This is a genomic window from Luteimonas aestuarii, assembly GCF_004357985.1.
In the GTDB taxonomy this organism is placed as follows: domain Bacteria; phylum Pseudomonadota; class Gammaproteobacteria; order Xanthomonadales; family Xanthomonadaceae; genus Luteimonas; species Luteimonas aestuarii.
The window spans coordinates 170994-189787 of record NZ_SMTF01000003.1 but is presented as its reverse complement, the minus strand read 5'-3'; the positions used below and the strand labels follow the sequence as shown (position 1 = coordinate 189787).

Below are 18794 nucleotides of genomic sequence, written 5' to 3'. Positions count from 1 at the left end.
GGTTCCTCTCCCGATCGCGGGAAAGACGCCACCTCGTGGTGGCGCAGGTCCGATGCCACCGCAAGTCGCTGCCCGATATCCGTTTGATGGCGGTGGCATCGGACCTGCGCTGGACAGGCCGTCGCGCGTCAGGCGAAAAGTGGAGCGGCGCAGGCGTTGTTCCGATTTCCGTTCCGTCCGCCGGATGCGTGCAGGCGCTTGGGCGGGGCCCTTCCGTCATCGCCGAGGGACGCCTCAAGAGCAGGAACCGGCTTTCCCGAATCCCCACTTCCGATTCCCGGCTAAAAAAGAAGAGGCCCACTTGCGTGGGCCCCAGGAATGCTCTGGTCCCGGTGCCGATTACATCCGGTCGAGCTTGAACTCGATCGGCACCAGGCCGATTGCCTGCACGGCGCGCCCGTCCTTCGTGGCGGGCCGGAATGTCCAGTGCCGCAGCACGTGGCGGACGGCCTCCTGGTCCAGCACGCGATGGCCGCTGCCGGTGTGCACGCTGACCTCCAGTGGCTTGCCGTCAACGTCCACCAGCACCTGCAGCAGCACCGTTCCCTGCAGGCCATCGCGCAGCGCTTCGCGCGGATAGCGCGGCGGCGAGGTGCGTGCGTATTCCAGTCGCATGCCCTGCACCGGGCCGGGTGGCGCGATATCCACCGGGCCCGCGTTACCGGGCGTGGTCTCGACCAACGGTGGCGTCCACACGGTGCCGTCATCGACGACCACGGGGTCCGTTGCGGGCGCAAGGGTCGGCTGCTGCGTGCGCTGGATCGGCTGCGGACGGGGTTGCGGCGGCACCACTTCCACCCGCTCCGGCGGCTTGGGCGTCACCGGCGGCAGTGGTACCACGTCCACCACGGTCAGTCGCGGCGGTTGTTCAACGACCGCGAGCGGTGGTGGCCCCGCCATCGGCATGAACAACAGCAGGAAGGCCAGCACGTTGACCGCCAACGTGCCGCTCATGCCGAGGATGCGGTTCGAATCGAGGGACGGTTGCGCCGCCGTCCGCGAATGCCGATGCGCGTGTTGCAGGACCATGGCCCACCTCCGTTGATGGCCGGGGCGATGGCCCCGGTATGGCGTTCAACGCGCCAGCGGCGGATGCGGGGTGAAGCCAGTGGCCCGCGATGGCGCGTAACCCGACTGCAACCCCACGCTACCCCCGGCCCGAGGGGTGTGGCAATGCGACGGAGGTCGAATGCGGGCGTGGGCCGACGGACGGCATGGGGCACGGCCCGGCGCATGCGGGCCGGACGGCACAAGGCCCGCAGTGCGGGCCTTGCGTGGATTGCGACGAGCGGCGCTGGCTCAGGTGTCGTCGGGGCTGCCGTCCTGGTCCGGGTCGCGGTCCAGCCCGCCCTCGTCGGGATTGGGCGGCTTGCGCGGGTCCGGCTTCTGGGCCTCGCCCTTGTCCTTGGGATTCTTCTCCGGATACCCGGCGTTGTCGCCCGGGCGCGGGGAGGGGTCGGATGCGGTCATCGGGTCACCTGCCAAGTTCGAAGACGACGTCGAGGTTTGCACTGAGCGTGGTTTCGCCAGGTGAAACCGGGGTCGATTCCATCCGGGCATCCATCGCCATGGTCTTCATCATCGGCATCGGCGGCTGGAAGCCACCGCCCTCGCTGATGCTGACGATGCGGCGCACGCGCAGTCCCAGCGACTGGGCGTACATCGTGGCGCGTGCCTGCGCCTTTTCCAGCGCGGCGCGGCGCGCCTCGTCGTACACGGCCTCGGGTTGGTCGATCGTGAAACTGGGGCCGTTGACCTGGTTGGCGCCGCTGGCGACCAGTGCGTCCAGCACGTCGCCCACCTTGGCGATGTCGCGCACCTTGATGTTCACGGTGTTGCTGGCCTGGTAGCCGGTGATCGTAGGTGCCTGGTTGTCGCGATAGTCGTACTGCGGGTGGACGTTGATGCCGCTGGTCTGGATGTCGCGTTCGGCGATGCCGGCGGCGCGGATGGCGGCCACGACCTTCGCCATCTGCTGTGCATTGGCGCGCAGCGCGGCGTTGGCGTCGGGGGCCTGCGTGACCACGCCGGTCGACAGTGCCGCCACGTCCGGCGGCCGGCTGGCTTCAGCCTGGGCGGAAACCGACAGCAGCGTGCTGTCGCTGGCGACGGCGGGAGCATTGACGGTCTGTGCGTGGGCGTCGGTCATGGCGGTGGTGCCGAGTGCGGCGCCGACGGCGAGCACCAGTGGAAGGAGGATGTTGCGGGACATGGTGGTCTCCTGAATGGACGGGATCAAGCTGGGACGCAGCCCGTGAACGGTCCGTGAGCCGGGCAGGGGTTGGCGCGGCTGCATTCGCCGGCCACCGTTCAACCGCGGGTTATCCTTGCCCGATGTTGCACCTTGCCTCCCAATCGCCGCGTCGGCGCGAGCTGCTGGCGCGCCTCGGCGTCGACTTCGGCATCATCGATGTCGACGTGCCCGAGGTGCGCGTGCCCGGTGAACCGCCTGAGGACTACGTGCACCGCGTGGCCCGCGAAAAGGCCGGTGCGGGCCTGCTGGCGATGGTCGCCGTGCCGGAGGCGCTGGTGATTGGCGCCGATACCGAAGTGGTGCTCGGTGGCCGTGTCTTCGGCAAGCCGCGGGATCATGAAGACGCGGCGGCCATGCTGCGTGAACTGTCCGGTCGCACCCACGAAGTCGTGTCGGTGGTGGTGCTGGTGTCGGCCGGGCGCGAGGCGCAGCGCGTCTCGCGCTCGCGGGTGACGTTCGCGGCGCTGGCGGAGGACGACATCGCTGGCTATGTCGCCAGCGGTGAACCCATGGGCCGCGCCGGCGCCTATGCGATCCAGGGTGGCGCGGAGCGGTTCGTTTCGCGCCTCGACGGCAGCTATTCCGGCGTGATGGGCCTGCCCCTGCACGAGACCGCGGCATTGTTGCGCGAGTTTGGTATCGCCACCGGTTTCAAGCCGCCTGTCGAAGGCAGGTGAGGCTGGCCATGTCGGAAGAAATCCTGGTCAACGTCACCCCGCGCGAGACCCGCGTGGCCGTGGTCGAGAACGGCATGCTGCAGGAACTGCACATCGAACGCGGCTGGCGGCGCGGTGTGGTCGGCAACGTCTACAAGGGGCGCGTACAGCGGGTGATGCCCGGCATGCAGGCGGCGTTCGTCGAGATCGGGCTGGAGCGTACCGCCTTCCTGCACGCCAATGATGTGATGCGCGGGCTTCAGGAATCCGGGACGGATGCCGCCGGCGAAGCCGATGCGCTGTCCGTGCCGATGCCGGCGCGCCCGGTCACCGAACTGCTGCGCGACGGTCAGGACGTGGTGGTGCAGGTGGTCAAGGATCCGATCGGCACCAAGGGTGCGCGCCTGACCACCCAGATCAGCATCCCCTCGCGCTACCTGGTGCTGCTGCCGCAGTCGCGCGTGATCGGCGTGTCCGCGCGGATCGAGGACGATGCCGAACGCCAGCGGCTGAAGGCGCTGGTGTCGGAGCTGGCGCCAGCGGGATCGCAGCAGGGCTACATCGTGCGCACCAACGCCGAAGGCCAGCCGGCCGAGGCGTTGGCCGAGGATATCGCCTACCTCCAGCGCGCATGGGCGCTGATCGAGAGGCAGGTGGCCACCGCCGGCGTGGGCGCCTGCCTCTACGAAGACTTGACCCTTCCGATGCGCGCGGTGCGCGACCTGCTGCGCCGCGACGTGGAAAAGGTGCGCGTGGATTCGCGCGAGACCTACGAACGACTGCGCGCGTTCGCGGCGCAGTACATGCCGGGGCAGGGCGTCGAAGCGCAGTCGGGCCTTGCCGGCAAGCTCGAGCACTATGCCGGCGAGCGGCCGATCTTCGACCTGTATGGCGTGGAAGACGAGATCCAGCGCGCGCTGGACAAGGAAGTGCCGCTGAAGTCCGGCGGCTACCTGGTGATCGACCAGACCGAGGCGATGACCACGGTGGACGTGAACACGGGTTCGTTCGTCGGCCAGCGCAATCTCGAGGAGACCGTGTACCGCACGAACCTGGAGGCGGCGCAATCGGTGGCGCGACAGCTGCGGCTGCGCAACCTCGGCGGCATCGTCATCATCGATTTCATCGACATGGTGGACGAGGAGCATCGCCGCCAGGTGCTGCGCACGCTGGAGAAGTCGCTGGCCAAGGACCACGCCAAGACCACCGTCTACGATTTCTCGCCGCTGGGCCTGGTGGAGATGACGCGCAAGCGCACCGTCGACAGCCTGCAGCGCCAGCTCAGCGAGACCTGTCACGAATGCGGCGGCCGCGGCACGCTGAAGACCGCCGAGACGGTGACCTACGAGATCTTCCGCGAGATCGTGCGCGCGGTGCGCCAGTTCGAGGCCCAGCGCCTGCTGGTGATCGCTTCGCCCAGGGTGGTCGTGCGCATCACCGAAGAAGAGTCCGCGGCCGTGGCCGAGCTGGAGGAATTCCTCGGCAAGTCGATCCGGTTCCAGGCCGACGACCAGTACCAGCAGGAGCAGTTCGATGTGGTGCTGCTCTGAAGCGGTGGTGGGCGGTTCGTCATTCCTGGTTCGAAAAGCCAGGCGCGTTTTCCCGGCCACCAACCACCAACCACCAATCGCGGCGTCGCACGGAGCGTGGAGCGAATGACCACGCCGCTCCGTCGCCGCTTGCGCTTCGCCGGCAACAGCGTCTGGTACCTGGTCGTCGCGCTGGTGGTGGCGATGGCGTTGGGCGCCGTGGCGTTCCAGCAGGCTTTGGCGATGGTGGAACGCCACCCCGCGCGGGTGGCGGCATGGCTGGGCGAACGCGCCGGCCGGCCGGTGGCGTTCGATGCGCTGCATACCGAATGGACGCGCCGGGGCCCGCTGCTGCGCCTGGAAGGACTGCGCGTGGGCGAGGGCGGTGGCGTATCGATCGGCGAGGCGGAGATACTCGTCGCGCAATATGAAGGGCTGCTGCCCGGGCGTTCGTTCACCGAACTGCGCCTGCGTGGCCTCCATCTCAGCCTGGTCCGGGAAGACGACGGGCGTTGGCAGGTGCGCGGACTGCCGGGGCAGGACAGCGGCGAAGATCCGTTCGCGGTGCTGGAAGGCCTGGGCGAGCTGCAGGTCCTGGGTGGCGGGCTGGAGATCCACGCGCCCGGGTTGGGCATCGACGCCAGCATTCCGCGGATCGACCTGCGCATGCGGGTCGACGGCCCGCGCGTGCGTGCGGCGACGCGCGCATGGATGCAGGACGATGCGACCCCGGTCGATGCCGTCGTGGACGTGGACCGTACCCGGGGTGATGGTCGCCTGCACGCTGCGTTGCGCGATGCCGACCTTGCAACGTGGAGCGACCTTGCCCGCCATGGCGGCGTCGCCATCGAAAGCGGTCGCGGGCGTGCGCAGGCCTGGGCCACGCTGCGTGGCCATCGCATCGCGTCGGTGACCGCCGACGCCGAACTGGCGAATGTCGTGTTGCGCGGTGCATCGCTGGGCGAAGGCCGGGAGCCGCCGCGGCAGCGCGTGGATGGCCTCTCGCTGCTGGCCCGCGTCGATGTGGATGGCGATGACTGGCAACTGGTGGCGCCGAGGTTGCGGATCGGGCCGCGCGCGTCCGAACAGGTGCTTGACGGCCTGGAGGCTGCAGGGGGCGATCGCTTTGCACTGCGCGCCAGGCGGATCGATGCCGGGCCACTGATCGCGGCGTTTGCCTTGGGCGAGCAGTTGCCTGCAGGCCTCCGCGCCTGGCTGCTTGCGGCAGCGCCCACGGTGGTGCTGCACGACATCGATGTCTCCCGCGAAGGTGCTGGCCGATTGCAGGCGTCTGCACGCGTCGAGGCACTGCGCTTCGACACGGTGGACGATACGCCCGGCCTGTCCGGGCTGGGAGGTGTGCTGCGCGGCGACGGCGACGGCTTCGCGTTCACCCCCGATCCCGAAGCGCGCCTGCGTTTCGACTGGCCCAGTGGCTTTGGTGCGGCGCATGTCATCCGATTGCGCGGCGACGTGGCCGGCTGGCGCGACGGGGACGCAGGCCTGCGCATCGAAACACCTTCGCTGCGCGTGGAAGGCGAAGGCTACGCCGCCGATGTGCGTGGTGGCATGCGGTTCGGTGGCGGGCGGGGGCCGGCCATCGACCTCGTCGCCGGCATCGACGAAGCGATGGTGCCCGTGGCCAAGAAATTCTGGGTGCGCCACCGGATGTCCGACGCGACCGAACAGTGGCTCGACGACGCGCTGGTGTCGGGACGCGTACGTGGCGGTCGCGCCGTCGTCTCCGGCGAGCTCGAGGACTGGCCGTTCAGCGCGCTGGAGGGTGCGCAGGCCAAGGGCGTGTTCGATGCGCGTGGCGAGCTGGTCGACATGGTGGTGAAGTTCCAGCCCGACTGGCCGGCCGCGGAGCGGCTCAACGGCATCGCGCGCTTCCATAACGACGGATTCACCGTCGACGGCGCGGCGGAACTGTCGGGCGTACCGGCGACCGGCCTGCATGCCGCGCTCCCGCACTACAGCCGCGCACGCCTGGCGATTCGCGCGACGACCGATGGCGAGGGCGCGAAGGTGCTGTCGCTGCTGCGCGCCAGCCCGCTGCATGCCGGGCATGGCGAGGCGCTGGACAACCTGTCGGTGGAGGGACGCATCGCCGCCACGTTCGCGATGGACCTGCCGCTGGACGACGATCCGCGCACGGTCCCGGCGATTTCCGGCGAAGTGCAGCTGCACGGGGCGACGCTGGCCGAGCAGCGCTGGAAGCTGGCGTTCAACGAGGTTCGTGGCGCCGTGCGTTACGACCAGCATGGCTTCAGCGCCGACAGCCTGGCGGCCGTGCGCGAGGAACACCCGGCCAGCGTCTCTCTGCGCGCGGGCGACCAGCACGTGCGCGATGGGGCGCATGCCTTCGAGGCGGACATCGATGCGATGCTGCCGGCATCCGATCTGCTTGCGCAGGCGCCGGAACTCGACTGGCTTGCACCGCACGTGCGCGGCAGCTCGCGCTGGACGCTGGGCCTGGCCGTGCTGCAGTCGACACGCGCGGGCGTGGCCGGGCAGACGCGACTGCAGTTGCGCTCGAACCTGGTCGGCACCACGCTTGACCTGCCGCAGCCGCTGCGCAAGCCGGCGGCGGAGCCGCTGGCGACCACGGTGCAAACCACCTTCCCGCTGGAGGGTGGTGAGGTGGCGGTCGGCTTTGGCCAGCGCTTGGCCCTGCGCGCACGCGAACGCAATGGTCGTACCGGCGTGCGGGTGATGCTGGGCACGTCCACCGTGACCGAGGCGCCGCCCGAATCCGGGCTGGTCGCGACCGGGCGCACGCCGGCGCTGGATGCGATCGACTGGGCCACCTTGGCGACCGGTGGCGACGGCGATGGCCTGGCGCTGCGCGGCATCGACGTGACCGCCGACCGCCTGCAGCTGCTGGGCAGCCAGTTTCCGCGCACCCGCGTGCTGGCCGCGCCGGAGGGGGATGGCGTGCGCGTGACCTTCGACGGCCCCGCGCTGGCGGGACGCGTGCAGTTGCCCGATGACCGTGCCGCGCCCGTCGTCGCACGGCTCCAGCGCATGCACTGGGCCTCTGCGGCGCCGTTGGCCGACGCCGCGTCCGCGCCACGTGCGACCCGCGTGGCGACGGACCCCGAAGACGAGATCGATCCCGCCGCCATCCCGCCGCTGCGGATCGAGGTGGACGACCTGCGCTTTGGCGCACTGGCGCTGGGCACGGCATCGCTGCACACCCAGCCAACCGCCACCGGCCTGCAGATCGACCGGCTGCAGGCGCGTTCCGACGCGCAGCGCATCGATGCCAGCGGCTCCTGGAGCGGGCGGGGTGCCGCGGCACGCACGCAGCTGTCGCTGGCGGTCGACAGTGCCGATGTCGGTGCGCTGGTCGAAGGTGCAGGGTTCGGCAGGCGCATCCACGGCGGCAAGGGCGCGCTGCGCTTCGACGCGCAGTGGCCGCACAGCCCGGCGGCATTCGACATCGGCACCCTGGAAGGCAACCTCACGGTGGCCCTTCGCGATGGCCGGTTGGCCGAGGTGGAGCCGGGCGCTGGCCGCGTGCTGGGCTTGCTCAGCGTGGCCGAACTGCCGCGGCGGATGATGCTCGATTTCCGTGACTTCTTCTCCAGCGGTTTCGCGTTCAACCGCATCGACGGCGCAGTCGCGTTCGCGAGGGGCGAGGCGCGCAGCGACGACATGGTGATCGACGGCCCTGCCGCCGAGTTGCGCATCCAGGGCCGTAGCGACCTGCGCGCGCAGACCCACGACCAGCGCATCGACGTGCTGCCCAAGACCGGCAACCTGCTGCCCGCCGTGGGCGCGATCGCCGGTGGCCCGGTCGGCGCCGCGGTCGGTGCCGTGGCCAACGCGGTGCTGCGCGGCCCCTTGGGTGAACTCAACGCCAAGACCTATCGCGTCACCGGCATGTGGGACGACCCCAAGGTCGAAGTGCGCGACCACCAGCCCGTACCGCGCGCGTCCTCGTCTTCGCCGCCCGCGTCGCCCGAAGCGCGCTGAATCGCCCTTGCCATCCCCGCCCGAACCCGCACACTGCATGCCATGACCGAACCGGACAACACCCTCGCCACCGCCACCTCGCGCCTGCTCGCCCCCGCGGGGCTGGACGCCGGACGGCTCGACCGCATGTTCTCCACGTTGCTGGGGCCGGGCATCGATTTCGGCGACCTGTATTTCCAGCACGCGCGCCGCGAGAGCTGGACGGTGGAGGACGGCATCGTCAAGGACGGCGCGCATTCGATCGAGCAGGGCGTGGGCGTGCGCGCGATCAGCGGCGAGAAGACCGGCTTCGCCTACTCCGACGACATCGATGGCAACGCGCTGCTGGAAGCCGTGCAATCGGCGCGCGCGATCGCGCGCGATGGCGATTCGCGCGCACCCAAGGCCCTGAAGATCGCGAGCGCGCGCCATCTGTACCCGGCGCACGATCCCATCGACCTGTATGCCAGCGAGGCCAAGGTCGAGGCGCTGCGCCGCGTGGACAAGCTGCTGCGCGCAGCCGATCCGCGCGTGCAGCAGGTGATGGTGAGCCTGTCCGGAGGCGTCGACACCATCCTCGTCGCGCGCAGCGATGGCGTGCTGGCGGGCGACGTGCGGCCGCTGGTGCGGCTCAACATCCAGGTGATCGTGGAACAGGATGGTCGCCGCGAATCCGGCTACGCCGGATACGGCGGGCGCTACGACTATGCCGAACTGCTGGGCGACGGCAATCCCGAGAAATTCGCGCGCGAGGCGCTGCGCCAGGCGCTGGTGAACCTCGATGCCATCGACGCACCCGCCGGGAACATGCCGGTGGTGCTGGGCGCAGGCTGGCCCGGCGTGTTGCTGCACGAGGCGGTAGGGCATGGGCTGGAAGGCGATTTCAACCGCAAGGGCACGTCCACGTATGCCGGGCGCATGGGCCTGCGGGTGGCGTCACCGGGCGTGACCATCGTCGACGACGGCACGCTGCCGGGCCGTCGCGGCTCGCTCAACATCGACGATGAGGGCACGCCCACGTCGTGCACCCCGCTGATCGAGGACGGCGTGTTGACCGGCTACATGCAGGACACGCTCAACGCGCGCCTGATGGGCGTGGCGCCGACCGGCAACGGCCGTCGCGAATCGTTCGCGCACCTGGTCATGCCGCGCATGACCAACACCTACATGCTGGCCGGGCAGCACGACCGCGAGGAGATGATCCGCTCGGTGAAGCGGGGCCTGTACGCGGTGAACTTCGGCGGTGGACAGGTCGACATCACCAGCGGCAAATACGTGTTCTCGGCGACCGAGGCGTACCTGATCGAGGACGGCCGGATCACCGCGCCGGTGAAGGGCGCGACCCTGATCGGCAACGGCCCGGAGACCATGCAGCGGGTGAAGATGGTCGGCCACGACATGGCGCTCGACGACGGCGTCGGCACCTGCGGCAAGGACGGGCAGAGCGTGCCGGTCGGCGTCGGCCAGCCTTCGCTGCTGATCGACCAGATCACGGTGGGCGGGACGAAGGCGTGAGCGCCGCGTACGCGGCGCCGGGGTCGTCAGCCGTCGATATCGTCTGCTTGCGCGATGTCGGCGTCGCCGGCATCACCCGTGCCCAGCAGGTCGCGGATTTCGCGGAACAGTTCGCGGTAGGCGCGCGGCGGCTTGTTGCGCTTGCGCTCTTCCAGTGCGTTGCGCGCCAGCTGTCGCAGCTGCTGGCGGTCGGCCTGCGGATGGTCGGCCAGCAGTTCGGCCAGCGCGGCATCGCCTTCGTCGAGCAGTCGCTCGCGCCAGCGTTCGGCGCGGTGCAGCAGGGCGGTTTCCTGTCGCGCCGCCTCGCCGCCGGCATCCAGCCCGTCGCGGATCGCGTCCAGTACGTCGTCGTCCTCGCGCCGCATGTGCTTGGCCAGGAAGGCGAGCTGGCGCTTCTTCGCGATGTGCGAGGTGATGCGCCGGGCTTCGGCGATGTGCGGCAGCAGGTGCTCGGGCACCGGCAGCTTCGCCAGTTGGCCCGGCGCCAGGTCGGCCAGCGTGCCGGCCAGCGCCAGCACGTCCAGCGCCTCGCGTCGCTGCTGGCTGCGGCTGGGGCCGAGGTATTCGCCGGATTCTTCGTCGGTTCCGCGCATCGTGGTGGGTCGCAGGCAGCAGGACAGGTCACGGATTTTCGCGGATAAACGCCGACAGCGCACTCGCCGGGCGCGGCCGCGTTCATCCGGAACGTGGCATGGCGGAGAATGACCGGAAGGTCGATCCCAAACACAGGACATGACTTTGAGCGACACAGCCCTTTCCACCGACGATTCACGGCAGCGCCTCGATGCGCTGGCCGAGCTGTCGCAGCGCCTGCTGGCGCGCTGCCGTGCGCATGGCGCGACGCAGGCGGAAGTATCCTGCTCGGAGGAGCGCGGCTTGAACGTCAACGTGCGCATGGGCGCGGTGGAGACGGTGGAAGCCACGCGCGATCGCGGCATCGGCGTGACCGTCTACTTCGGCCAACGCAAGGGAAGCGCCAGCACAGCCGACCTGCGCGAGGACAGCCTCGAGGCCACGGTGCAGCAGGCCTGCACCATCGCCCGGCTCACCGAGGACGACAGCGCCGCGGGCCTGGCCGACGCGGACCGGATGGCGCGCCCCGATGCGCAGGGACGGTGGCCCGATTTCGACAGCTGGCACCCGTGGGCGCTGGATGCCGACCGCGCGGTGGACATCGCGTTGGCCTGCGAGCAGGCGGGACGCGAATCCGACCTGCGCATCGGCAATTCCGATGGCGCGTCCGTGGGCACCGGCGAATCGCTGAGCGTGTACGCCAACAGCCATGGTTTCATCGGTGCCGAGCGCGGTACCCAGCACAGCATCGGCTGCGCATTGATCGCAGGCGAAGGCGAGGCGATGCAGCGTGACGGCTGGTACACCTCGGGACTGGCGGAGGACGACCTGGAATCGCCGCAGGCAGTGGGCCGCCATGCCGCAGTGCGTACGCTGGCGCGCCTGGACCCGCGTCCGATCGCGACCGGTGAATACCCGGTGCTGTTCTCGGCCGAGGTGGCGCGGTCGCTGGTCGGGCATCTGCTGGGCGCGGTCTCGGGAGGGGCGCTGTATCGCCGTGCCAGCTTCCTGCTCGACAGCGTCGGTCAACCGCTGTTCCCCGACTGGCTGTCGATCCACGAGAAACCTTGGTTGCGGCGCGGATTGCGTTCGGCGGCGTTCGATGCCGAAGGCGTGGCGACCCGTGAATCGCCGCTGGTCGCGTCCGGCGTGCTGCAGCGTTACGTACTGGGCAGCTACTCTGCACGCAAGCTGGGGTTGCAGAGCACCGGCAATGCCGGTGGCGTGCACAACCTGGCCGTATCGGCCAACGCCGCGGGTTTCACCGACTTGCTGGGAGGCATGGGGCGCGGCCTGGTGGTGACGGAACTCATGGGCCAGGGCGTGAACAGCGTGACCGGCGATTACTCGCGTGGCGCCGCGGGCTACTGGGTGGAGGGCGGCGAGCCGTCGCATGCGGTCGACGGCATCACCATCGCCGGCAACCTCAAGGCCATGTTCGCTGCGATCGAGGCCATCGGCAGCGACGTCGATCCGCGTTCGCACATCTCCACCGGGTCGATCCTGGTGGGGAAGATGACCGTCGCCGGCGGCGATTGACGTAAGCTAGATTGGCCGCGTGGGGGGCTCGACCGCGCGCACTGCTTCCATTCGATTCGACACTCTAGAGGGGAACCCACTGATGAACGATCCGAATCCGACCATCGCCGGCGCCCCGGCGCAGGACGATCGCACCATTGCGCTGCTGACCCATCTGTCCGGCATCCTGCTGGGATTCATCATCCCGCTGGTCATCTGGCTGATCAACAAGGACAAGCCGGAAAAGGGCTTCGTCATCGACCAGTCCAAGGAAGCGTTGAACTTCCAGATCACGCTGTTGTTCGGCTACATCATCGGCATGGTGCTCACCATCATCCTGATCGGCGCATTGCTCAATTTCGTGCTCTGGATCGTCTGCATCATCTTCAGCATCATTGCCGGCCTTGCAGCGAACAAGGGCGAGGCTTACCGTTATCCCTTCGCCATCCGCCTGGTGAAGTAGACCTGTTTCCCCCGCCGTGGGCGACCACTGGCCGCCCACGGCGCGGCGCGACGAATGCATCGCGCAAGATGTGACTAGCCCATCAGTTGGCTTGGGTTAGTGGCCATATGGCGCCATCCTCCCTGCATGCCGGAATGGTTCCGGTGGGAGACGCACCATGGCGCATGTCTACAGCCCCCTCGCTGCCGCCCCCACGACCAACGAGCGCCAGTGGGCGGCCCTCGCACACGGTGGCGCGCTCGCGCTGGCCCTGTTGACCAGCTGGACCGCGGGTTTCGCGGGCATGCTGGCCGCGGTCGTCGTGTACCTGCTGAAGAAGGACGAGTCTGCCTTCATCGCCGAACATGCGCGGGAAGCATTCAACTTCAATCTCAGCATGTTCCTGTACACCTGCGCCGTGGTGGTCGCCGGCATGCTGCTGGTTGGCGCGACCGTGCTGACGCTGGGCATCGGCATCCTCGTCACCCTGCCCGCGGGATTGCTGCTGTTGGCGCTGGTGGCGGTGTTGGCCGTGGCGTGGCTGGTGTGCAGCATCATCGCCATCGTCAAGGCCTGGAATGGCGAGTCCTATCGTTATCCGCTGACGATCCGCCTGCTGGGGTGAGGCGGTTAGGCCGTGACGGGCGCGGCGCCACGGCCAGGGGCTAGGCGTCGCGCTCGATCGCCATGCGGCCCAGCGCGGACAGAGGGGCGGTGTCGCCGGTGCAACCCTCCAGCGCCGCCCGCATCTGTCCGGCCAATGCGTCCAGGCGCGCGCGCGATGCCTCCGCGCCGATGAGCGCGGGGAAGGTGGCCTTGTCCTGCAATGCGTCCTTGCCGGCGGTCTTGCCCAGGGTGGCGCTGTCGCCCTCGATATCGAGCAGGTCGTCGCGGATCTGGAAGGCAAGGCCGAGCGCATTCGCGAAATCATCCAGTCGCGCGCGCGTGGCGTCGTCCGCCCCGGCCGCGATCGCGCCCAGGCGCACGGCCGCGCGCAGCAAGGCACCGGTCTTCAGTGCGTGCAGGTGTTCCAGCACGGCCAGCGTGGTGGTGGCGGCCTGGCCGGTGGCAGCCAGGTCGAAGGCCTGTCCGCCGCACATGCCGGCGGCACCGGACGCGTGCGCCAGTTCCGCCAGCATCGCGACCACGCGTTGCGATGGCAGTGGCGATGTCGCGAGCGTCGAGAACGCAAGCGTCTGCAGCGCGTCGCCGGCAAGGATCGCGGTCGCCTCATCGAAGGCGACATGGACGGTAGGCTGGCCCCGGCGCAGGGCGTCGTCGTCCATCGCCGGCAGGTCGTCATGCACCAGCGAATAGGCGTGCACCAGTTCGACGGCAGCCGCGGGCGCATCGGTCGCCTCCGCATCGGCACCGCAGGCATGCGCAGCGGCGTAGGCCAGCATCGGACGCATGCGTTTGCCGCCGAGCAGCACGGCGTGGCGCATCGCGGCCAGCAGGCGGGGTTCGGTGCCGTGCAGGCCGTCCAGTGCGTTGACCAGCGCGCGGTCCGCGCGCGTGCGCCAGGCGTCGAGCTTCGTGTCCACCTGTGGGTGTGCGATCAGCGTTCGCCCTGCGCGGCATCCGGCAGGGCGGGAAAGGGCATGGCCTTGTCAGGCGCGTCGGGGTCGGTCAGCAGGCGTACGCGCAATTCGGCCTGTTCCAGCGCCTGCTGGCAGCGACGGTACAGCGCGACACCGCGCTCATAGGCGCCCAGCGACTCCTCGAGGCTCATTTCGCCGTGCTCCATCTTCTCCACCAGCTGCTCCAGCTGGTCGAGCGACTGCTCGAAATCGGCGACGGGCGACGGTTCGGCGGCGGTCTTCTTGGCCATGTGCGCAGTGTACGCGATGGCCTTGCGAATGCCATGTCGTGGCAGCCGACGATCAGGCTGCCGCTGGTTGCCAGCGCAGGCGCAGGCCCGAGGCCTGCATCCATTCGGAAAAGGCGGCGGAGGCCACCAGGTCGCCCGCCGCCAGCACGTCGCCGTCGGCGTGCGACAGCACGGGGAGGCGGGCGCGGATCCATGGCGGGATGCCCAGTGCCTGCAGCACATGCTTGAGTGCGTGGGAGTGGGTGCGCCCGGGCAGGGTGATGCGCTCACCGCCGGTGCGCGCGTGGACGATCCATGTCGTGGGTTCGATGGTGCTATGCATCGTGCCCTCGAGGGCCAGCGTGCCGCTGCCTGGCAGGTGCAGCGGTGCTTTCCCGTCCCATGCTTGCCGGAACGCCGAGGGCAAGGGCACGTGCGTGCGCTCCGCCCAGAGCAGGCCGCGCCAGCGGCGGACGATCGCATCGTGCCAGGCGAAGGCGGGCGTGGTGTCCGCCGAAGCCTTCAGCAGGTCGTGTTCGATGCGCGACACGCCCTCTGCGGGTAGCGGCGGCAGCCCGCAGCCGCCGATCCAGCGACGCAATACCCGCGCGCGACGCTCGCGCGGCAAGGCGGCAAGCCGCTCGACATCCACGCAGGCCGGGTCTGCACAACGGACCTGTGCGAGTGCGGCGGCATCCTCTGCCTCGAGCAGCGCCACGGCATCGCGCTGAAGGGCGGCGCTGGCGGCGAGCGAGTTCGCGGCTTGCGGCCAGCGCGCCTGCAGCAGGGGCATGACCTGCCGGCGCAGGAAGTTGCGGTCGTGCGCCTCGCTGGCGTTGGTCGGATCGTCGATCCAGCGCAGGCCGTGCCGCTGCGCGTACGCCAACAGCGCCGTACGCGGCGTGTCCAGCAGGGGGCGCCACAGCCAGCCCGGCTCGAAGCGTCGCCATGCCCGCATCGCGCCCAGTCCGTCGCCTGCGCCGCGCAGTGCGCGCAGCAGGAAGGTTTCGGCCTGGTCGTCGAGGTGATGGGCCAGCGCCAGCACGTCGCCGGGCTTCAGCAGCGAGGCGAACGCCGCGTGTCGCGCATTGCGTGCAGCGGCTTCGAGGCCTTCGCCGCTGTGCTTCGCCACCTCGACCTGGAGGACATCCAGCGGCACGTCCAGCGCGGCGCAGGCGTCGATGCAATGCCGGGCCCAGTCCTCGGCGTCCGCATGCAGTCCGTGGTGCACGTGGAGGGCGCGGAGCGCGCCGCCGTGCCGGCGTTGATGCGAGGCGAGCGCATGCAACAGCACGGTGGAGTCCAGGCCGCCGCTGTAGCCAACCCACACGCAAGCGCCGGTCTGCACGTGCGGGATTGTGGCAATGGCGATGTCGACAACTTGTGGCACGAGGGCAGGCGCGGGGCGGTGCTTGATCGTAGCGGAGTGCCGTTGCTACGGCCAACGACGCGGCGCGACCGGTCAGGCGGTTGCCGTGCATGGTGCCAGCGCGGGGGGCATGGCCTGGGACACGCTGCGCTTGCGTGCGACCAGCAGGATCGAATCGTCGCGCGTGTCGCCTTCCAAGCGCGTGCCCTGCAGGTCGTACGCCTCGGCGTCGCGCTCGAAGCCCGCGTCGGCAAGCTGCTCCCGCTGCTTGTCGAGGGTGACGTAGTACAGCATCGTGCCGTAATGGTGGCAGACATCGTTGATGACGGCGTAGTCCTCCGTATGCACCTCATGTGGGCGATGGCGGCTGCGGTTGCGCAGCCGTTGCCAGGTTTCCGAGGCGTAGCGTGCGGCACGCACCACCAGCCGCGCCGGGTTGGCCGTCCACTGGAAATCGGGCAGGCGGAAGCCGCGGCTGAATTCGGCCGAGTCGCGGTTGTGGGTGGAAAACACGAACAGGCCGCCCGGCTGCAGCACGCGTTGGACTTCGCGCAGGATCGACAGCCGGTCGGCGTGCGAGACCATGCCGATGCCGTTGCAGCTGAACACGGCGAGGAAGATGGAGTCGTCGGCGACGGCACCCATGGCGCGCGCATCGGCGAACGCGAAACGCGCGTCCGGATAGCGCTGCCGGCAGGCGTCCACCATTTCCTGGCTGTAATCGATGCCGAGATAGTCGCGGCTGATGTCGCGCAACGCGTCCACCGTACGCCCACCGCCCACGCCGATGTCGAGGATCGGCTTGCCGTGGGCGAGTGGCGCGACGCGGTCGAACGCGGCCTGTTCAGCGGCGCTGAGCGACCACGGCCGCGCATAGTGCGCCACCACGGCTGGCGTGGTCATGGTGCGCAGGTTGATGCGGTCGATCGTTTCGCTCATCGTTTTCCCCTGTCCTGCAGCGCGTACTTGCCCGGCACCGGCACATGGTCGGCGTCGAAGGGCGTGGTGATGTCCCCGGATTGCCCGCGCGCCCGGCCCACACGCGCGTTTTCACGCACGGCGGCGCGGCTGGATGCGGTGCTGCTGTCCCCTGTGCCGTGTCGACGGCGCCCCTGTGCCTGCGATGCTAGCGCATCGAGCGCATCGAGCGCATCGAGCGCATCGAGCGCATCGAGCGCAGCCGCGGAGGATCAGGCCAGTTCGGCCTTCGCGATCGCGATCCACTCGCGCTGTTCGTCCCGGTAATGCCGGGTCGACAGCTCCGCGCGGCGCAGCACGTCGCGGAACTGCCGTTCCGCCCGTGCCTGCTCGCCCACGCGCTTGAGCAGCAGGCCGTGCCGCACGCGCGCCTCTTCGCCGGGATAGGCGGGGACCAGGGTGTCGTACTCGGCCAATGCGGCCGTGGTGTCGCCGCCGTCGGCCATGGCGCGCGCGTACAGCAGGTGGCCATCGTAGGAATGGAAATCGGGCCGTGCGGCGATCAGCGCCTCGATGGTCGCGCGTGCGTCACGGGGCATGCCCAGCGCGAACTGCGCGCGCGCCATGCCCAGCATCAGGTGCGGGTCGTCCGCATACAGGCCCTTCAGCGACGCGCGGTACAGCTCGAGCGCCTTCGCCGGATCGCCACGGCGCAGGGACTGTTCGGCGAGTTCGCGCCGGTTGTCGACGGTATCGGAGACTTCCAGCCGATCGGCGGCGCGACGGCGGCCGCGGTCCGGATCGATGCGGTCGCGCAGGCCGCTGGCGGCGCGTCGCGCATGCCGACTGTTGCCGAGCTCCGGCAGCACTTCGGCGATCAGGTAGATCAGCACCGCGATGTACGAGCCGATCAGCAGGATGAAGATCCAGTACATCGGGCGACCGGTGCGCACCACGTGCACCGCGCAGCCGACCTGCAGCAGGATCGAGAGGAGGAGGATCGGTCCCATGCCTGCGTCCTTGCGGGTGGTCGGTCAGGCCGCTTCGTAGGCGCCGTAGCCGCGCAGGCGGCGGTAGCGGCGTTCCAGCAGTTCCGCCATCGGCATGCGCTCCAGTGCGTCGAGCTGGTTGAGCAGCACGGCCTTCAGGCGGATCGCGGTCTGGCGCGGGTTGCGATGCGCGCCGCCGATGGGCTCGCGCACCAGCTTGTCGACCAGGCCCAGTTCCAGCAGGCGCTTCGCGGTCAGCCCGAGCTGTTCCGCCGCGTCCTTGGCCTTCTTCGCGTCCTTCCACAGGATCGACGCGCAGCCTTCGGGCGAGATCACCGAGTAGGTGCTGTATTCCAGCATCAGCGTGCGGTCGCCGACGCCGATGGCCAGCGCGCCGCCGGAGCCGCCTTCGCCGATCACGGTACAGACGATGGGCGTCTTGAGCTCGGCCATTTCCATCAGGTTGCGGGCGATGGCCTCGGACTGGCCACGCTCTTCCGCGCCGATGCCCGGGTACGCGCCAGGCGTGTCGATGAAGGTCAGCAGCGGCAGCTTGAAGCGCTCGGCCATCTTCATCAGCCGCAGCGCCTTGCGGTAGCCCTCGGGGCGCGGCATGCCGAAGTTGCGGCGCACCTTGGCCTTGGTGTCGCGGCCCTTCTGGTGGCCGATGATCATCACGCTGCGGCCGTTGATGCGGCCCAGGCCGCCGACGATGGCGGCATCGTCGGCATAGGCGCGGTCGCCGGCGAGTTCCTCGAACTCGTCGCAGATCTCGCGGATGTAGTCGTTGGTGTAGGGGCGCGCGGGGTGCCGCGCCAGCTGCGAGACCTGCCAGGGGGTCAGGTCACGGAAGATGTGCGCGGTGCGCTTGCGCAGCTTGTCCTGCAGCGTGTGCAGTTCGCTGTCGATATTGACTTCGGGGCCATGGCTGGCCTGCCGCAGCTCCTGGATCTTCGCCTCGAGGTCGGCGATGGGCTGTTCGAAATCGAGGTAATTCGGATTCATCAAGCGCGGGCCGTGGGCCGGAAAGCGCAAAGTCTAGCCGACCGGGCTGTTCCGGACCGTACCGGGGCGTCTGGTCCCGCAGGGGCCGATCCGGGCCCTTCACCCGATTCCGGGGGGTGCGTCCCGGGTCTCTGCGGAGGCAGGCGAACCAGGCATTCGCAGCCGATGGGGGGTAACGCAGGATCAGGCGCAGTCAGGCGGGTATCGGGTTACGACTCGTGGCGGCCGCGTCTTCCCGACGCCACCCGCTGACCTG

Annotated in this window: 17 protein-coding genes; 7 read left to right on the top strand and 10 right to left on the bottom strand. The window is 69.5% G+C overall.

From position 1 onward, the window contains the following. Nucleotides 1-339: 339 nt before the first annotated feature. From E2F46_RS05800 to E2F46_RS05795, 3 genes are all read right to left on the bottom strand, one after another. On the bottom strand, nucleotides 340-1029 hold the full coding sequence (locus tag E2F46_RS05800) for an energy transducer TonB (protein ID WP_133321141.1): 690 nt from the start codon (nucleotides 1027-1029) through the stop codon (nucleotides 340-342). A gap of 270 nt (nucleotides 1030-1299) precedes the next feature. Beyond that, nucleotides 1300-1470 (bottom strand): hypothetical protein, encoded by a 171-nt coding sequence (locus tag E2F46_RS17410; protein WP_165967355.1) that lies wholly within the window; start codon nucleotides 1468-1470, stop codon nucleotides 1300-1302. A gap of 4 nt (nucleotides 1471-1474) precedes the next feature. Next, on the bottom strand, nucleotides 1475-2212 hold the full coding sequence (locus tag E2F46_RS05795; RefSeq protein ID WP_165967354.1) for an SIMPL domain-containing protein: 738 nt from the start codon (nucleotides 2210-2212) through the stop codon (nucleotides 1475-1477). 122 nt (nucleotides 2213-2334) lie between these two features. On the opposite strand from E2F46_RS05795, the gene E2F46_RS05790 reads away from it, so the two are divergent. The 4 genes from E2F46_RS05790 (at nucleotide 2335) to tldD (ending at nucleotide 9914) form a co-directional block, all read left to right on the top strand. Continuing rightward, nucleotides 2335-2931 carry a Maf family protein gene (locus E2F46_RS05790; protein ID WP_133321140.1) on the top strand — a complete coding sequence of 199 codons (597 nt, stop codon included), beginning with the start codon at nucleotides 2335-2337 and terminating at the stop codon, nucleotides 2929-2931. Between the two features lie 8 nt (nucleotides 2932-2939). Continuing rightward, nucleotides 2940-4460 (top strand): ribonuclease G, encoded by a 1521-nt coding sequence (rng, locus tag E2F46_RS05785; RefSeq protein ID WP_133321139.1) that lies wholly within the window; start codon nucleotides 2940-2942, stop codon nucleotides 4458-4460. 105 nt (nucleotides 4461-4565) lie between these two features. Continuing rightward, entirely contained in the window at nucleotides 4566-8420 is a 3855-nt protein-coding gene (locus E2F46_RS05780) for a YhdP family protein (protein WP_133321138.1), read from the top strand. Nucleotides 8421-8462: 42 nt separating this feature from the next. Next, entirely contained in the window at nucleotides 8463-9914 is a 1452-nt protein-coding gene (gene tldD, locus E2F46_RS05775; protein WP_133321137.1) for a metalloprotease TldD, read from the top strand. 26 nt (nucleotides 9915-9940) lie between these two features. On the opposite strand, the gene yjgA is transcribed toward tldD, so the two are convergent. After that, nucleotides 9941-10507 (bottom strand): ribosome biogenesis factor YjgA, encoded by a 567-nt coding sequence (gene yjgA, locus E2F46_RS05770; RefSeq protein WP_133321136.1) that lies wholly within the window; start codon nucleotides 10505-10507, stop codon nucleotides 9941-9943. Nucleotides 10508-10652: 145 nt separating this feature from the next. Here yjgA and pmbA point away from each other — a divergent pair, with 145 nt between their 5' ends. From pmbA to E2F46_RS05755, 3 genes are all read left to right on the top strand, one after another. Then, a complete protein-coding gene (gene pmbA, locus E2F46_RS05765) occupies nucleotides 10653-12026 on the top strand; it encodes a metalloprotease PmbA (protein ID WP_243720322.1) in 1374 nt (457 codons plus the stop codon). 82 nt (nucleotides 12027-12108) lie between these two features. Beyond that, nucleotides 12109-12468, top strand: coding sequence for a DUF4870 domain-containing protein (locus E2F46_RS05760; RefSeq protein WP_133321134.1), 360 nt, complete (start codon nucleotides 12109-12111; stop codon nucleotides 12466-12468). Between the two features lie 157 nt (nucleotides 12469-12625). Beyond that, nucleotides 12626-13072: a DUF4870 domain-containing protein gene (locus E2F46_RS05755; protein ID WP_133321133.1), complete on the top strand. Its 447-nt coding sequence runs from the start codon at nucleotides 12626-12628 to the stop codon at nucleotides 13070-13072. A gap of 40 nt (nucleotides 13073-13112) precedes the next feature. Here the strand turns inward: E2F46_RS05755 and E2F46_RS05750 are convergent, their stop codons facing one another. From E2F46_RS05750 to E2F46_RS05725, 6 genes are all read right to left on the bottom strand, one after another. Next, complete coding sequence (locus E2F46_RS05750; protein WP_341777551.1) at nucleotides 13113-13991, bottom strand: farnesyl diphosphate synthase; 879 nt, start codon at nucleotides 13989-13991, stop codon at nucleotides 13113-13115. Between the two features lie 14 nt (nucleotides 13992-14005). Then, complete coding sequence (locus E2F46_RS05745) at nucleotides 14006-14278, bottom strand: exodeoxyribonuclease VII small subunit (RefSeq protein ID WP_133321132.1); 273 nt, start codon at nucleotides 14276-14278, stop codon at nucleotides 14006-14008. 52 nt (nucleotides 14279-14330) lie between these two features. Next, nucleotides 14331-15614, bottom strand: a complete 1284-nt coding sequence (gene tilS, locus E2F46_RS05740) for a tRNA lysidine(34) synthetase TilS (protein ID WP_425599808.1) — start codon at nucleotides 15612-15614, stop codon at nucleotides 14331-14333. A 105-nt stretch (nucleotides 15615-15719) separates the two neighbouring features. Continuing rightward, nucleotides 15720-16565: a class I SAM-dependent methyltransferase gene (locus E2F46_RS05735; RefSeq protein WP_133321131.1), complete on the bottom strand. Its 846-nt coding sequence runs from the start codon at nucleotides 16563-16565 to the stop codon at nucleotides 15720-15722. Between the two features lie 251 nt (nucleotides 16566-16816). Continuing rightward, complete coding sequence (locus tag E2F46_RS05730; protein ID WP_133321130.1) at nucleotides 16817-17554, bottom strand: tetratricopeptide repeat protein; 738 nt, start codon at nucleotides 17552-17554, stop codon at nucleotides 16817-16819. Nucleotides 17555-17578: 24 nt separating this feature from the next. Then, on the bottom strand, nucleotides 17579-18538 hold the full coding sequence (locus E2F46_RS05725; RefSeq protein ID WP_133321129.1) for an acetyl-CoA carboxylase carboxyltransferase subunit alpha: 960 nt from the start codon (nucleotides 18536-18538) through the stop codon (nucleotides 17579-17581). Nucleotides 18539-18794: the final 256 nt, after the last annotated feature.

Excerpts from the sequence above, each read along its gene's own strand:
- E2F46_RS05800 (WP_133321141.1), bottom strand. The coding sequence starts at position 1,029 with ATGGTCCTGCAACACGCGCATCGGCATTCGCGGACGGCGGCGCAACCG.
- E2F46_RS17410 (WP_165967355.1), bottom strand. The coding sequence starts at position 1,470 with ATGACCGCATCCGACCCCTCCCCGCGCCCGGGCGACAACGCCGGGTAT.
- E2F46_RS05795 (WP_165967354.1), bottom strand. The coding sequence starts at position 2,212 with ATGTCCCGCAACATCCTCCTTCCACTGGTGCTCGCCGTCGGCGCCGCA.
- E2F46_RS05790 (WP_133321140.1), top strand. The coding sequence starts at position 2,335 with ATGTTGCACCTTGCCTCCCAATCGCCGCGTCGGCGCGAGCTGCTGGCG.
- rng (WP_133321139.1), top strand. The coding sequence starts at position 2,940 with ATGTCGGAAGAAATCCTGGTCAACGTCACCCCGCGCGAGACCCGCGTG.
- E2F46_RS05780 (WP_133321138.1), top strand. The coding sequence starts at position 4,566 with ATGACCACGCCGCTCCGTCGCCGCTTGCGCTTCGCCGGCAACAGCGTC.
- tldD (WP_133321137.1), top strand. The coding sequence starts at position 8,463 with ATGACCGAACCGGACAACACCCTCGCCACCGCCACCTCGCGCCTGCTC.
- yjgA (WP_133321136.1), bottom strand. The coding sequence starts at position 10,507 with ATGCGCGGAACCGACGAAGAATCCGGCGAATACCTCGGCCCCAGCCGC.
- E2F46_RS05760 (WP_133321134.1), top strand. The coding sequence starts at position 12,109 with ATGAACGATCCGAATCCGACCATCGCCGGCGCCCCGGCGCAGGACGAT.
- E2F46_RS05755 (WP_133321133.1), top strand. The coding sequence starts at position 12,626 with ATGGCGCATGTCTACAGCCCCCTCGCTGCCGCCCCCACGACCAACGAG.
- E2F46_RS05745 (WP_133321132.1), bottom strand. The coding sequence starts at position 14,278 with ATGGCCAAGAAGACCGCCGCCGAACCGTCGCCCGTCGCCGATTTCGAG.
- E2F46_RS05735 (WP_133321131.1), bottom strand. The coding sequence starts at position 16,565 with ATGAGCGAAACGATCGACCGCATCAACCTGCGCACCATGACCACGCCA.
- E2F46_RS05730 (WP_133321130.1), bottom strand. The coding sequence starts at position 17,554 with ATGGGACCGATCCTCCTCCTCTCGATCCTGCTGCAGGTCGGCTGCGCG.
- E2F46_RS05725 (WP_133321129.1), bottom strand. The coding sequence starts at position 18,538 with ATGAATCCGAATTACCTCGATTTCGAACAGCCCATCGCCGACCTCGAG.